Raw genomic sequence first — 13,309 nt, 5'->3', positions numbered from 1 at the left:
AATCATCAACGCGACCCCGCAAGGAGGCCACGCCCATGAGTCATGATTTACACGAATCCCTGCGCGATAACGTGCGTATTCTAGGTGACAGTCTAGGGCGAACCATCGCCGACGATTTAGGCCAGCCGTTTGTCGATAAGATTGAAACCATTCGTGCCCATGCCAAGCGGGGCCGCCAGAGCGACTCACTGCAGCAGCGCCAGTTGATTGAGTATTTGCGCCAGCTTCCCGAGCGTGACCTGCTGCCGGTGACCCGAGCATTCAACCAGTTTTTGAACCTGGCCAATATTGCTGAACAGCACTACCGAGCGCGGTTTCGCCGGGTTGAAGATTACAAACCCGGTTCACAGCCAGCCCTAGGGGAGCTATTGGAACGCGCCCAGCAGGCCGGTAATTCACCGCGTAAACTGGTGGAAACCCTTGCCAATATGCGCGTGGAGCTAGTGCTGACCGCGCATCCCACCGAAGTTATTCGCCGCACGCTGATCCAGAAGTACGATGCCATTGATGAGTGCTTAACCGCGATTGAGAGCTCAGAAGATTACCCCGAGCGTGGCGCACGTGCCCAAGGCCGCTTGGAAGAGTTGATCAGCCAAGCGTGGCACACCGACGAGATTCGCCACGAACGCCCAACGCCGGTGGATGAGGCGAAGTGGGGCTTTGCGGTGATCGAGAACTCGCTGTGGCAGGCGGTGCCGGATTTCCACCGCGACTTGGATAACCTGCTGCTGGACACCGCAGGTGAGCGCCTGCCTCTGGACGCCGCGCCGATTCGCTACGCCTCCTGGATGGGCGGCGACCGCGATGGCAACCCGAATGTCACCGCCAAAGTGAGCCAGGAAGTGCTGCTGCTAGGCCGCTGGATGGCGGCGGACCTTTACCTGCGGGATTTAGAACAGCTCAAAACAGAGCTCTCCATGTGGAAAGCCAACAGCGCCCTCAAAGCTGAAGTGGGCGATGTGGCGGAGCCCTACCGGGAGCTGCTCAAGCGGTTACTAACTAAAATGGAAGCCACTCGCGACTGGGCGAAAGCGCAGTTGGATGGCCGCAACTATGACGGCGGGCCGATTATTGAAACCCGCGACCAAATCTACGCGCCGCTGCTGGCCTGCTACCGCTCGCTGTGTGACGTGGGGCTGGATACCATCGCCAACGGTGCGCTGCTGGATACCCTGCGCCGTGTGGCCGTGTTCGGGGTCACGCTGACCAAGCTCGACCTTCGCCAGGAAGCCAGCCGCCACGCCCAAGTAATGGAAGAACTCACCAGCTCGCTGGGGCTTGGCCATTACCAGGAGTGGAGCGAAACCCAGCGTCAGGAGTTTTTGCTAGCGGAGCTAGAGTCCCGTCGCCCGCTAATTCCCCGCCGCTGGGAGTGTTCGGCGGAATCCCGGGAAGTCATTGATACCTTCAAGGTGATCGCCCAGGAGCACGCCGAAGCGCTGGGTACTTACATTATCTCCATGGCCGCCGAGCCCTCTGATGTGCTCACCGTGGCACTGTTGATGAAAGAAGTGGGTGGGCAGGTAACGCTTCCCATCGCGCCGCTGTTCGAAACCCTCAACGACCTGGATCACGCGGGGGATGTGATCGATCAACTGCTGGCGCTGCCGGGCTACCGCGCCCTGACTAAAGACCGCCAAGAAGTGATGATCGGCTACTCCGACTCTGCCAAAGATGCCGGTCAGCTCGCCGCCGCTTGGGCACAGTTCCGCGCCCAGGAAGCGCTGGTGAACGTGTGCGAAAAGCACGGTGTTGACCTAACGCTATTCCACGGCCGCGGCGGCACCGTGGGCCGTGGGGGCGGTCCGGCCCACGCGGCGATTCTGTCTCAGCCGCCGGGCTCCGTGAACGGCAGCCTGCGGGTGACCGAGCAGGGCGAGATGATTCGCTTTAAGTTCGGCCAGCCGGATATCGCGCTGCGCTGCATGGAGATCTACGCCTGTGCGGTGTTGGAAGCCACGCTATTGCCACCGCCCGCGCCGGAACCCCACTGGCGCGAAGAGATGGATCAACTGGCCAAAGTCGCCCACGGTGCTTATGTAGGCGTGGTACGGGAAGATCCCGACTTCGTGCCGTACTTCCGTGCGGTGACGCCGGAGGGCGCGCTGGGTAGGCTGCCGCTAGGCTCGCGGCCGACCAAGCGCCGCCAGGATGGCGGCGTGGAAACCCTGCGGGCGATCCCCTGGATTTTCGCCTGGACACAAATCCGCCTGATGCTGCCCGCTTGGCTTGGCAGCGGCGAAGCCTTCTCCCTCCGCCTGGAACAGCCCGGCGGCCGTGAAGTGCTGCAAGAAATGCGCACCCAGTGGCCGTTCTTTGGCACCTACCTGGATATGTTAGAGATGCTGCTGGCCAAAGCAGACGTGGCGATTGCCGCCTACTACGAGCACCGCTTGGTGGACGAGCCGTCGCTAAAAGCGCTGGGCAAAAAACTCCGTGAGCGCTTTGAGCGTCTGGAAGACGTGGTGCTGGATATCCTGCAGCAGGAGAAACTGCTGGAGAACACGCCGCTGATTCGTCAAGCGATTGACGTACGCAACCCCTACATCGACCCGCTGCACGGCCTGCAAGCCGAGCTTTTGCAGCGTAGCCGCGATGCCGACGGCGCGATTAGCCCGGATCTCTCCCGCGCGTTAATGGTCACCATGGCGGGTATTGCGGCTGGCCTGCGTAACACCGGCTAAGCTGAAGACAGCCCACCAGCGCCGCTACCGATGGGTTGGCGGCGCTTTTCTTTATGTCCGGTGTTGGAGGCAGAAACATGACCACAGACGCTCAGGCCGTGCTGGCTTTCTGGTTTCAGGAGCTGACGCCCGCACAATGGTTCAAAAAAGACGCTGAGATGGATCGGCAGATTGCCGAGCGATTCAGTGATGTGCTGATGAGTGCCGTAGCGTGCGAGTGTTTCGAGTGGCGTCGTTCGGCACGTGGTCGGCTGGCGGAAGTGATCGTGCTGGATCAGTTCTCGCGTAATATCTACCGCGATGATGCCCGCTCGTTCGCCAGCGACACGCTGGCGTTAGCACTGGCCCAGGAGGCGGTTGCCAGCGGGGCAGACCAGTCGTTGTCAGCGGTGGAGCGCAGCTTTCTCTATATGCCCTATATGCACAGCGAGTCGGCGGCCATTCATATTGTGGCCATGCAGTTATTCGACCAGCCGGGGCTGGAGAGCAATCTAGAGTTCGAGAAACGCCACAAGTCGATTATTGACCGTTTTGGGCGTTACCCGCATCGTAATGCGGTCTTGGGCAGAGCCTCGACTCCAGAAGAGGTCGAGTTCCTCAAGCAGCCCGGCTCCTCTTTTTAACGTTTATTTAGGCTACATGGCGTTTTATGTCGTTACGAAAATCTACCCGTATCAATAAATACATCAGCGAAAGCGGCCTATGTTCCCGCCGGGAGGCGGACCGCTTTGTCGAGCAGGGCAATGTGTGGATCAATGGCCGCCGGGCAACCACCGGTGACCAAGTGGTCGCGGGGGATCGGGTAAAGGTCAACGGCCAGGAGATTGAGCCGCAGGAAGAGGAGGATCTCGTCCTTATCGCGCTCAACAAACCGGTGGGTATTGTCAGCACCACAGAGTCGGCGGAAAAAGACAATATCGTTGAGTTTGTGAAGCACGGCACGCGTATTTTCCCGATTGGCCGCTTAGATAAAGACTCCCAGGGGCTGATCTTTCTCACCAACAACGGCGACTTGGTCAACAAGATCCTACGTGCCAACAATAACCACGAAAAAGAGTACGTGGTGACGGTCGATAAACCGATCACCGACGAGTTTATTGCCGGTATGCAGGGCGGCGTGCCGATCCTTGGGCAGATGACCAAAAAGTGTCAGGTGGTCAAAGAGTCCACCTTTGTGTTCAATATCACGCTAGTGCAGGGGCTCAACCGCCAAATTCGCCGTATGTGCGAATACTTTGGCTATGAAGTCACCCAGCTAGTGCGTACGCGCATCATGAACGTCTCGCTGAAAGGACTGGCGCTAGGTGATTGGCGTGACCTGACTCCCAAAGAGATCGAGACCATTGTTGCCCTCACCGAAACCTCAGACGTAGCGCCAGAGAAGAAAGCATCTGAGAAGAAAAAAACCGCCCGTCCCAACTACAGCGGCGGTAGAAGTAGCGCGCAGGATAAAAAGCCGACAGCAAAACGGGCCTCTTCAGGTGCCCGTGCGGGTAACAAAGCCCGCAAGGATCCTAAGGCAAAAGGGGCCGCTGCTGCTAAGCCAGGCGGCAAAGGAGCAGCGTCAGCGGGAAGACCGGCCATTAAAGGAAAGGGGAGGCCCGGGAGTCACTCTAACGGCAAACCGGGCGCGAGTAAGGGCGCGATAAAGGGCGGCCGCCCCAGTGGGGGTAAAGCCGCCTCCGGTAAGCCGACTTCCCGGCGCAAGTAGTTCTCCATGACAGAGATGCCTACTTATATAAGTTACCTACTGGCGTGGTATGTGGCGGTCAGCGTGATTACCTACGCAACCTATGCGTGGGATAAAAGGGCCGCGATTAAAAAGCGCCAGCGCGTGAGCGAAAAAACGCTGCACTGGCTGGCGCTGGTAGGCGGTTGGCCGGGGGCTTGGTGCGCGCAGCAACAGCTGCGCCACAAGACCCAAAAAACTGCCTTTCGGCGCGTTTATTGGGTCACGGTGCTTCTCAATATCACGGTGCTTATTGGCTCAATCGCCGTTATGCCGCTGCGTTAGGGGCAAACAGGAAGTTGGCAATCAGCTCTTTGCCGCCCTCGGTGGCAAACGATTCCGGGTGAAACTGAATACCGTGAATCGGGTAGTCACGGTGCTTCACGCCCATCAGCTCAAACTCACCCGCTGCCTGCCAGCGGCCGCGCTCAGCAAAGCTGTCGGCGGTGAGTGAGCCCACCGTGGCGGTCACTTCCAGGCACCCCGGTAGCGTCGTCGCATCGGCAATCAGCGAGTGGTAGCGCATGACCTCAAGCTGATCGGGTACGCCGTTAAACACAGAGCGGTTGTCGTGGTTGATGGGGCTGATTTTACCGTGCATCGGCAGCGGCGCTTTGACCACCTTACCGCCGAACACATGCACGATGCCCTGCATACCTAGGCAAACGCCCAGCAGCGGCGTGGTTTTGCCCAGCTTCTCGATCACTTCGGCGCATACGCCAAAGTAGCGTGGGTCATCCGGCGAGCCGGGGCCAGGCGAGATAATAATGCGATCCGGCGCCATGGCTTCAATCGCTTTAAAATCAATCTGGTTATTGCGCTTCACCATGATCTCAAAATGGGGTAGCTCGCCGCGATTCTTCTCCGTGGTCAGAATCTCACCAATAAACTGGTAGAGGTTATAGGTGAAGGAGTCGTAGTTATCGATGATCAGCACCTTCATGCGGGGCTCTCCGTTTCCGTATCCATAAAGGGGGCCAAGGCCTTGCGGGTGCCGGCGAATTTGCGGCGGATCTCTTCGTACTCATCCTCGGCGTTGCTGTCGTAAACGTTGCCACCACAGGTTTGCACGTAAGCGCGCTCGCCGTTAACAAACACCGTACGGATGGGGATCGCAAAGGTGCAGTCGCCGTTGAAGGAGAACTGACCCACCGCGCCGCCGTAGGGGCCGCGCCCATCGGTTTCTAGGTCATCGATGATTTTCATCGCTTCAATCTTGGGTGCGCCGGTTAGCGTGCCCGCGGGGAAGTTGCTGGCCAGCGCGGTGAACATGTCTTCGCCTTCGGCAATAATGCCGACGATCTCACTAGAGATATGCTGAACGTGGCTGAAGCGCTTGATATCCATCAGGCTGCGTACTTTCACCGTGCCAAACTGGGCCACTCGGCCAATATCGTTGCGGTGCAGGTCCACAATCATATTGTGCTCAGCGATCTCTTTGGGGTCGTTGAGCAACGCGCGGGCAAGCTGGGTATCTTCCTGGGGTGTTTGGCCGCGCAGGGTAGTGCCCGCCAGTGGGAACGTCTCCATCTCGCCCTGGCGCAGGCGGAACAGCAGTTCCGGGCTCGCGCCAATCAACTTCTGCTCGCCAAACTTCACGTAGTACATCTGCGGCGAGGGGTTGATGGTACGCAGCTGGTCGTAAAGTGCCAGGGTGTCACCTTGAATGCGAAAGCGCTTTTTAAAGCCCACTTCGCACTGAAAAACTTTGCCGTCGATGATGTCCTGCTTCACTTTGGCAACCGCTTCGGCGTGCTCGGCTTTGCTCATCGTGTCGCCTAGCGCGGTAATGTGCAGCGCGCCTGCGGGCTCTTCGTCGGCGTCGATCAGCGTCTGTAGAAACTCGTAACGGCTATTGTCGTAGTAGAAGTAGGTGACTTCCCCGGTCATCTTGTCGAGGATCAGGCCATCTTTATATAGCCCAAAGCGGAACGTATCGAAGTCGTCGCTGGCTTTCAGCGTCAGCGACGGCTCGAAGTACTGCATGGCGTCGTAACCTAAATAGCCGCTTAACCCGCCCGCGTACTTGCGCGAGATAATGTTCTGCGGAATCAGGCTGCGCAGCATCTCGTAGGGGTTGTCGCTGGGGTAGTGGTTGGCATCGCCGTCGCGGCTTTCAATGGTCAGCGTGGTGCCATTGGCGTAGAGCGTGTACTCGGGGTCGAAACCAATGATTGAATGGCGCGCCATGTGGCTATCTTCACCCAGCGACTCCAGCATGTAGCAGGTATCGAAGCGCCGCTCGATTTTTTGAAACAGGGCAAAGAAGTCGCAGTCCGCCGCCAGGGTAACGTAGTGGGGCTTGCGGGGCAGCGTGAACGGCTGGGGGCCTGCCGCAGCGGCCGTATCGGTGGTGCTCATAAGTGATCATTCCGTGAAGAGGCTAACATCGTCAGCGCGCGTGACCCGCGTGACACGGTCGCAATACCCACGCCTAGGGTTTCGGCAATTTTGCGATGGGGTACGCCCTCGCGCAGCAGCTTAAAAATCTGTAGGCGTTTGCTGATTTCTTGGTACTCTGCTGGCGTAAGCAGGCTGGCCAGCGCTTCATCCATTGCGTCGGGCGTATCAATCGCAAGCAGGTGGCGTACTAAGTCAGCTTGAAACGTATCGTGTAAGGACATCGTGCCACCGAGTGATTTAGTCATGTACTAGTGTACTAGTACGTTAACTGATTGCTCAGGGAAGTCAAGTCGCAGTGAGATTAAGGAATCGCCATGACCGGCTATTTTATTCAAGCGTTCATCTATTTAGTGGCGGCAGTGATTGTCGTGCCGCTGGCCAAGCGATTTGGGTTGGGGTCGGTGTTGGGCTACTTAGTTGCCGGGGTGGTGATTGGCCCTGTGCTGGGGCTGGTTGGCCAGGAGACCACCACCCTTCAGCACTTTGCTGAATTTGGCGTGGTGATGATGCTTGTTTTAGTGGGCATGGAGCTGGACCCCAAAGGCCTATGGGCCATGCGGGTGCGTCTTCTAGGCCTGGGTGGTTTGCAGGTCGTGCTGACCGCAGCGGCAGGCGCTGCTATTGCCTGGTGGCGGGGGCTCGTTGGGCAAACAGCCCTGGCGGTGGGGCTGATTTTTGGCGCTCTCATCTACCGCCATTGTGCTGCAAACCCTGAGTGAGAAGGGGCTTTCCAAAACCGAAGGCGGGCGCAGCGCCTTTTCTGTACTACTGTTTCAAGATATCGCCGTTATTCCTATGTTGGCGCTCATCCCGCTGCTAGCGCTGCCGGAATTAATGGGCGCTGCGGGTGACGACCATGGCCACGCGGGGCTAAGCCTAGTGGCGCATCTGCCTGCCTGGGCACATGCGCTGGTGGTGGTGGCCGCCATCGGCAGTGTGATCGTCGGCGGCTACTATTTAGGGCCGCTGTTGTTCCGTTACGTGATTGGCTCCGGCCTACGGGAAGTATTTACCGCCTCGGCGCTGATGCTGGTGATCGGCATTGCCGCGTTAATGAGTTTAGTGAATCTATCGCCTGCTTTGGGGGCGTTTTTGGCCGGTATCGTACTGGCCAACAGCGAATTCAAACACGAGATTGAGGCCAACATTGAGCCGTTTAAAGGGCTGCTGCTCGGGCTGTTCTTTATCACCGTGGGGGCGGGCATTAACTTTGACGTTCTCGTGGCCGAATGGGCAACGGTGCTAGGCCTAGGTTTAGCCGTTATCGTCGTGAAGGCAGCCATTTTGCTAGTGCTGGCGCTACTGTTCCGGGTGCGGGGCAGCAACGGCTGGCTGTTTACCTTGAGCCTTGCGCAAGCGGGGGAGTTTGGCTTTGTGCTGTTGACCTACAGCGTTCAGAACAGCGTGATTCCGGTGGAACTCTCCCAGGTGCTCTCGCTGGCGGTGGCGCTGTCGATGTTCCTAACGCCGCTGCTGTTTATTGCTTACGACAAGCTGGTGCTGCCGCGCTACCAAACTGCTAAGAATGACGCTCGTGAGGCCGATACGATTGAAGAGCAGGCACCGGTCATCGTGGCGGGTGTCGGCCGTTTTGGGCAGATTATTTGCCGCCTTCTGCGGGCCAATAACATTCCCATCGTCGCGCTGGATCACGAGATTGAGCAGATCGAGAACCTGCGCAACATTCGCATTAAAAGCTACTTTGGCGACGCTAGCCGCTCGGACCTTTTAGAAACCGCCGGTATCGAGCACGCTCGGCTGCTGGTGGTCGCCATCGACGACCGCGAGCGTGCGGTGGGTATCGTCAAGCACGTTAAACAGTTCTACCCCAATGTGTGGGTGCTGGCGCGGGCCTTTGACCGGGGCCACGGCTACCAGCTGCGCGAGGCCGGTGCTGATGACGTGATCAGTGAAACGTACCACTCGGCGCTAGAGCTAGGCGGCCATGCGCTCACTGCCATGGGCGTGCATCCGATGCGCGCTAAACAGATGACCTGGGCGTTTGTGCAGAATGAAGACGCTCACGCCGATGAGCTGTTTGAAGCCTGGAAAGAGATTGATGAAGGCATCAGCTTCAGCCCCCGCTATGGCGAGCTATTTATGAAGCTGGAAGAAGCGCTGAATACCGCCATGCATCAAGATTGGCAGGCACCGCAACAAGAGGAAGTGCCGGTGTGGACGGCACCCGCCCAGGAGAGTAACGATCAACAAGAAAGTTTAAAAGCAGACAGTTTAAAAGGAGATTAGAACGGCAAATGTAGCGATGCGCTGAGCATATTGAGATGGCTTAGCGACGGCGCATCAATACGTTCGTACTCTAAGCGGCTGATCAATCGATTAACGGTCATGGTGGCACCAAAACCTTGCAGAAGGGCGGTGCCACTATCAGCTGCCATTGGCTGGTTGGTTTCTCCTCGCCATTCGGTCAGGCCAGATTTAGCGTAGATGCTAAAAGCTCCCATCCGGATACCCGCCACAATGGCGCCGCCAAGGCTCAAGGTGTCCATAATCATGGGGTTAACGCTAGAGGAGGTGGGGACTTCTTCGCTTTCGCGGTAGGCAATTTCAGCGCCAATATCGAGCTGGGGTAGCTGCCAGGGGCTAAACCCGGCGGTTAAGCGAAAGCCGGAGGTATAGGTATCTAAACTGCTTAAATCACTGCCTTCCAGTACAACCCCATTATCTAACCGCATTAATGCACTGTCCGGGGCGGCGTAAGAGATAACAGGCACGTCTTCATCGGCAAAACATCCACTAGAGGGCAGCGCAGTGCCGAACAGACTCAAGAGCAGGGTGCTTGCCAAGCGGTTCATTGGCCTTCCTCTTATCCTTTCTCATTGGCGTTATCTTTATCAGCCTAGCAACGGGTACTGATTTCCACCACGTTAATTGCGCCATTCGCCAAGTTTTCTAGCAAATTTTTTCCCATCTGCATAAATCGTTCGCCGAATACCCACTGCGGCGAGAGTACGGCGGTAAGTGGGGCCTGCTCTTTTTGCCGCTGGCGCTGGCGCCATTCAAGCGCGGTGTGGCTCCAGTCTTCGCAGTGCTGAATCTTAAAGCCACTTGCTTCTAATGTTTGGGTCAACTCGGATAACGAGAGCAAGTGCGAGTGCGCTGGCCCTTCGGCCCAGGGCACCGGAAATCTCAACGCCTCGCTGTGAGGGCCGCTGACGACTTCATGCATCACCAACTGGCCGCCAGGGCGTAGCACGCGGCGGCACTCGGCCAGTACGCGTGCAGGGTCGGGCATATTCATCAGGCTATGCTGAAACAGCACCGCGTCAAAGCTTGACTGCGCAAACGGTAGCGCGCAGGCGTCGCCCGTTACCCAGCGCAGCGTGCCATGGTGGGCTTTAGCATTGTGATGGCCTAGCGCCAAACGACTAATGGCTTGGTTAAGCGCGCTAAAGCGGTGGGTAATATCCAGTCCGGTTATATGAAAACCTTGCGCGGCACCTTGGCGCATCAGCCCGCCCAGCCCTGCGCCTATATCCAGCACGTGCTGGGGTTTGGGGTCGAGCAAGCCCAAAAGCCTTGCGGATGCGGCAATGCCGCCGATATGCAGCTGGTCCAGCGGGGCAAGCTGGTGCAGCGTGGGGCCATCGGGGTAGTGGGTGCGCAACTGGTGGAGAATATCCTGGTCGCGCAGCGCCTGATTGTAGTGGTGGGCAAGGGAAGTGGGCATGGAAAGCCTCGGTTAGGGCTAACGTCTCAGGATCAGAACAACCCTGGCGAAAGCCTCCGCTACGGGTTGTTCTGATCGACAGTTGATCGTTGTAACAGCTTCGATCCCTTTTACTTTTGGTCTTCCAGCCCCAGCTCTTTAATCGAGATTTCACGCATTTTGAATTTCTGGATTTTGCCGGTCACGGTCATCGGGAACTCATCCACAAACTTGAAGTAGCGCGGGATCTTGAAGTGGGTGATTTTGCCTTTGCAGTATTCGCGCAGGTCTTCCCCGGTAATCTCGCCCGCCGTGCTGTTGAGCTTCACCCAGGCAATCAGCTCTTCGCCGTACTTTTTATCCGGCACGCCGGTGACCTGTACTTCGGAGATCGCTGGATGAGCGTACAAGAACTCTTCGATCTCTTTCGGGTAGACGTTCTCGCCGCCGCGAATCACCATGTCTTTGATGCGACCGACGATCTGGATGTAGCCTCGTCATCCATGGTGGCCAAGTCGCCGGTGTGCATCCAGCCCGCTTCGTCGATGGCCTCAGCAGTGGCTTTGTCATTGTTCCAATACTTCAGCATCACGCTGTAGCCACGGGTACACAGCTCGCCGATTTCGCCACGGGGTAGAATACCGCCGTTGCCGGGGTCGACGATCTTGCTCTCCAGGTGGGGCTGGGTGCGGCCCACGGTGGAAACGCGCTTTTCAATGGTGTCGTTCGCGCCGTTTGCGTGGAGACCGGGCTGGTTTCGGTCATGCCGTAGGCGATTTGCACGCCCTTCATGTTCATCTTGTTGATGACTTGCTTCATGATTTCAGCAGGGCAAATGGAGCCCGCCATAATGCCGGTGCGCAGCGTCGAAAAATCGGTGCTGGCAAAATCCGGGTGCTCAAGCTCGGCGATGAACATGGTAGGAACACCATACAACGCAGTGGCTTTCTGCTCATGAACAGCTTTCAGCACTTTACCGGGGTCGAAGCCTTCATCTGGGTAGATCATCGCCGCGCCGTGGGTCACGCAGCCCAGGTTGCCCATTACCATGCCAAAGCAGTGGTAGAGCGGTACGGGAATCACCAAGCGGTCTTCGCTGGTAAAGCCCATGCTTTCGGCCACAAAAAAGCCGTTATTGAGAATGTTGTGGTGAGAGAGCGTGGCCCCTTTGGGAAAGCCGGTGGTGCCAGAGGTGTACTGGATATTGATCGGATCATCGAACTGCAGCGTGGCCTGTAGGTCGTCTACGTCGGTTTGGCTCACCTTGTCGGCTTCGGCGATGAAATCTGCCCAGCGCCACATGCCGCTGTGCTTGTCGGCGCTTAAATTAATCACGCACTCAAGCTCGGGCAGCTTCTGTGATTTTAGTTGACCTTCCGCGCAGCTGTTTAGCTCTGGCGCCAGCTCGAACAGCATCGCCGTGTAGTCGGAGCTTTTGAATTGGTTGGCGGTGACTAAAAAGCGCGCGCCGGACTGGTTCAGCGCGTACTCCAGCTCGTGGGTTCGGTAAGAGGGATTGATGTTCACGAGGATCGCGCCAATTTTGGCGGTGGCAAATTGGGTTAGCGTCCATTCGCTGCAGTTGGGTGCCCAAATGCCCACGCGGTCGCCTTTTTGTGCACCAATAGCGAGCAGGGCGCGGGCGCAGCGGTTCACTTCCTGCTGAAGCTCGCGGTAGCTCCAGTGAATATTCTGGTGTAGCGCAATCAGCGCGTCGTTATCCGGATACTGGGCGGCAATTTGGTCGAATTTATCGCCAATGGTCATGCCCAGCAGCGGCTTTTCTGCGGTGCTGCTGGTGTAGCTGGGCAAGGTTGCAGGTGATGCCATGATGAGTCTCCGATGTCTTTTTCTTATCTGAACGGGAAGTGACGCATTTTTAATTATTAGTTTGTTTGGGTGGCGTTACGCTGTGCTGCTTTTGGCAGACCCTTTGGCGAGGGCTACTTTGGCGCTGGGTTTGCGGCCAAGCTGCTGGGTGATCCAGTAGCCGGTATCGATCACTGCCTGCAGGTCGATGCCGGTATCGATACCCAGCCCTTCCAGCAAATAGAGCACGTCTTCGGTGGCCACATTGCCTGATGCGCCCTTGGCGTAGGGGCAGCCACCCAGACCTGCCGTGGCGGCATCAATCACGCTCACGCCTTCTTCCAGCACGGCGTACAGGTTGGCAATCGCCATGCCGTAAGTGTCGTGAAAATGAGCGGCCAGTTTCTCAATCGGCACCTGCTGGCGAGTGGCTTCGATCATCCGCTTAGCGGCCAGCGGCGTCCCCACGCCAATGGTGTCGCCCAGGGAAACTTCATAGCAGCCCATCTCATACAGTGCTTTGGCGACGTCAGCCACTTTATGGGGGGCAATGTCGCCCTCGTAAGGGCAGCCCAGCACGCAGGAGACATAGCCCCGCACCCGCACGCCTGCCTCGTTTGCGCGGGCAAGCACCGGCTCAAAGCGCGCCAGCGACTCGGCAATCGAGCAGTTGATGTTCTTCTGGGAGAACGCTTCCGATGCCGCACCGAATACCGCGACTTCCTCAACGCCTGCCTCCAGGGCGCTTTCCAACCCCTTCAGGTTTGGCGTCAGCGCGGAATACACCACGCCGTGCTGGCGCTGAATGCCGCGCATCACTTCAGCGGCATCGCCCATTTGCGGCACCCACTTGGGCGAGACAAAGCTGGCCGCTTCGATATGGCGAATGCCCGCATTCGCCAGCCGCTCAATCAGCTCGATTTTGGTGGCGGTGGGCACCAGGGTGCCCGGTTCGTTTTGCAGCCCGTCGCGGGGGGCCATTTCAAATAGCTTGATAGACGTAGGCAGTGCCATGTG

At 57.8% G+C, this 13,309-nt stretch carries 11 protein-coding genes and 2 pseudogenes; 6 read left to right on the top strand and 7 right to left on the bottom strand.

Annotated features, from left to right (window positions below; all coding sequences use genetic code 11):
- Nucleotides 1-35 precede the first annotated feature (35 nt).
- From ppc to B4967_RS16150, 4 genes are all read left to right on the top strand, one after another.
- Complete coding sequence (gene ppc / locus B4967_RS16165; RefSeq protein ID WP_083026333.1) at nucleotides 36-2,684, top strand: phosphoenolpyruvate carboxylase; 2,649 nt, start codon at nucleotides 36-38, stop codon at nucleotides 2,682-2,684.
- Nucleotides 2,685-2,761: 77 nt separating this feature from the next.
- The gene (locus tag B4967_RS16160) at nucleotides 2,762-3,307 is read left to right on the top strand and encodes a DUF924 family protein (RefSeq protein WP_083026331.1); all 546 of its coding nucleotides are present in this window, start codon (nucleotides 2,762-2,764) and stop codon (nucleotides 3,305-3,307) included.
- 26 nt (nucleotides 3,308-3,333) lie between these two features.
- Entirely contained in the window at nucleotides 3,334-4,395 is a 1,062-nt protein-coding gene (rluF, locus tag B4967_RS16155) for a 23S rRNA pseudouridine(2604) synthase RluF (RefSeq protein ID WP_083026329.1), read from the top strand.
- Nucleotides 4,396-4,401: 6 nt separating this feature from the next.
- Nucleotides 4,402-4,698 carry a DUF1294 domain-containing protein gene (locus tag B4967_RS16150; protein ID WP_243470656.1) on the top strand — a complete coding sequence of 99 codons (297 nt, stop codon included), beginning with the start codon at nucleotides 4,402-4,404 and terminating at the stop codon, nucleotides 4,696-4,698.
- Here the strand turns inward: B4967_RS16150 and B4967_RS16145 are convergent.
- From B4967_RS16145 to B4967_RS16135, 3 genes are read right to left on the bottom strand one after another with little or no spacing between them, the layout of a single operon-like run.
- On the bottom strand, nucleotides 4,682-5,356 hold the full coding sequence (locus tag B4967_RS16145) for an anthranilate synthase component II (RefSeq protein ID WP_083026327.1): 675 nt from the start codon (nucleotides 5,354-5,356) through the stop codon (nucleotides 4,682-4,684). The two genes, B4967_RS16150 and B4967_RS16145, sit on opposite strands and share 17 nt — an antisense overlap.
- Nucleotides 5,353-6,774, bottom strand: a complete 1,422-nt coding sequence (locus tag B4967_RS16140; protein WP_083026325.1) for an anthranilate synthase component I family protein — start codon at nucleotides 6,772-6,774, stop codon at nucleotides 5,353-5,355. The genes B4967_RS16145 and B4967_RS16140 overlap by 4 nt, the downstream gene beginning before the upstream one ends.
- Complete coding sequence (locus tag B4967_RS16135; RefSeq protein ID WP_083026323.1) at nucleotides 6,771-7,037, bottom strand: Trp family transcriptional regulator; 267 nt, start codon at nucleotides 7,035-7,037, stop codon at nucleotides 6,771-6,773. The genes B4967_RS16140 and B4967_RS16135 overlap by 4 nt, the downstream gene beginning before the upstream one ends.
- A gap of 93 nt (nucleotides 7,038-7,130) precedes the next feature.
- On the opposite strand from B4967_RS16135, the pseudogene B4967_RS21460 reads away from it, so the two are divergent.
- Together B4967_RS21460 and B4967_RS21455 are read left to right on the top strand one after the other, a co-directional pair.
- Nucleotides 7,131-8,235 (top strand): annotated as a pseudogene (locus tag B4967_RS21460) (cation:proton antiporter domain-containing protein); the annotation flags it as partial.
- Nucleotides 8,236-8,271: 36 nt separating this feature from the next.
- Nucleotides 8,272-9,063 carry an NAD-binding protein gene (locus B4967_RS21455; protein ID WP_422821864.1) on the top strand — a complete coding sequence of 264 codons (792 nt, stop codon included), beginning with the start codon at nucleotides 8,272-8,274 and terminating at the stop codon, nucleotides 9,061-9,063.
- Here the strand turns inward: B4967_RS21455 and B4967_RS16125 are convergent.
- From B4967_RS16125 to B4967_RS16110, 4 genes and pseudogenes are all read right to left on the bottom strand, one after another.
- Nucleotides 9,060-9,629, bottom strand: coding sequence for a hypothetical protein (locus tag B4967_RS16125; RefSeq protein WP_083026321.1), 570 nt, complete (start codon nucleotides 9,627-9,629; stop codon nucleotides 9,060-9,062). The two genes, B4967_RS21455 and B4967_RS16125, sit on opposite strands and share 4 nt — an antisense overlap.
- Nucleotides 9,630-9,673: 44 nt before the next feature.
- Nucleotides 9,674-10,504: a class I SAM-dependent methyltransferase gene (locus B4967_RS16120; protein WP_083026319.1), complete on the bottom strand. Its 831-nt coding sequence runs from the start codon at nucleotides 10,502-10,504 to the stop codon at nucleotides 9,674-9,676.
- A gap of 110 nt (nucleotides 10,505-10,614) precedes the next feature.
- Nucleotides 10,615-12,313: pseudogene (locus B4967_RS16115) on the bottom strand (AMP-binding protein).
- Between the two features lie 75 nt (nucleotides 12,314-12,388).
- Nucleotides 12,389-13,306 (bottom strand): hydroxymethylglutaryl-CoA lyase, encoded by a 918-nt coding sequence (locus B4967_RS16110; RefSeq protein ID WP_083026317.1) that lies wholly within the window; start codon nucleotides 13,304-13,306, stop codon nucleotides 12,389-12,391.
- Nucleotides 13,307-13,309: the final 3 nt, after the last annotated feature.

It is taken from the genome of Vreelandella lionensis (assembly GCF_002087295.1).
GTDB lineage: Bacteria > Pseudomonadota > Gammaproteobacteria > Pseudomonadales > Halomonadaceae > Vreelandella > Vreelandella lionensis.
This window is presented reverse-complemented; position numbering and strand designations above follow the sequence as displayed.

Bases quoted from the DNA above. Each gene is read 5' to 3' on its own strand.
- B4967_RS16140 (WP_083026325.1), bottom strand. From the start codon at position 6,774: ATGAGCACCACCGATACGGCCGCTGCGGCAGGCCCCCAGCCGTTCACG.
- B4967_RS16120 (WP_083026319.1), bottom strand. From the start codon at position 10,504: ATGCCCACTTCCCTTGCCCACCACTACAATCAGGCGCTGCGCGACCAG.
- B4967_RS16150 (WP_243470656.1), top strand. From the start codon at position 4,402: ATGACAGAGATGCCTACTTATATAAGTTACCTACTGGCGTGGTATGTG.
- B4967_RS16125 (WP_083026321.1), bottom strand. From the start codon at position 9,629: ATGAACCGCTTGGCAAGCACCCTGCTCTTGAGTCTGTTCGGCACTGCG.
- B4967_RS21455 (WP_422821864.1), top strand. From the start codon at position 8,272: ATGTTCCTAACGCCGCTGCTGTTTATTGCTTACGACAAGCTGGTGCTG.
- ppc (WP_083026333.1), top strand. From the start codon at position 36: ATGAGTCATGATTTACACGAATCCCTGCGCGATAACGTGCGTATTCTA.
- B4967_RS16110 (WP_083026317.1), bottom strand. From the start codon at position 13,306: ATGGCACTGCCTACGTCTATCAAGCTATTTGAAATGGCCCCCCGCGAC.
- B4967_RS16145 (WP_083026327.1), bottom strand. From the start codon at position 5,356: ATGAAGGTGCTGATCATCGATAACTACGACTCCTTCACCTATAACCTC.
- B4967_RS16160 (WP_083026331.1), top strand. From the start codon at position 2,762: ATGACCACAGACGCTCAGGCCGTGCTGGCTTTCTGGTTTCAGGAGCTG.
- rluF (WP_083026329.1), top strand. From the start codon at position 3,334: ATGTCGTTACGAAAATCTACCCGTATCAATAAATACATCAGCGAAAGC.
- B4967_RS16135 (WP_083026323.1), bottom strand. From the start codon at position 7,037: ATGTCCTTACACGATACGTTTCAAGCTGACTTAGTACGCCACCTGCTT.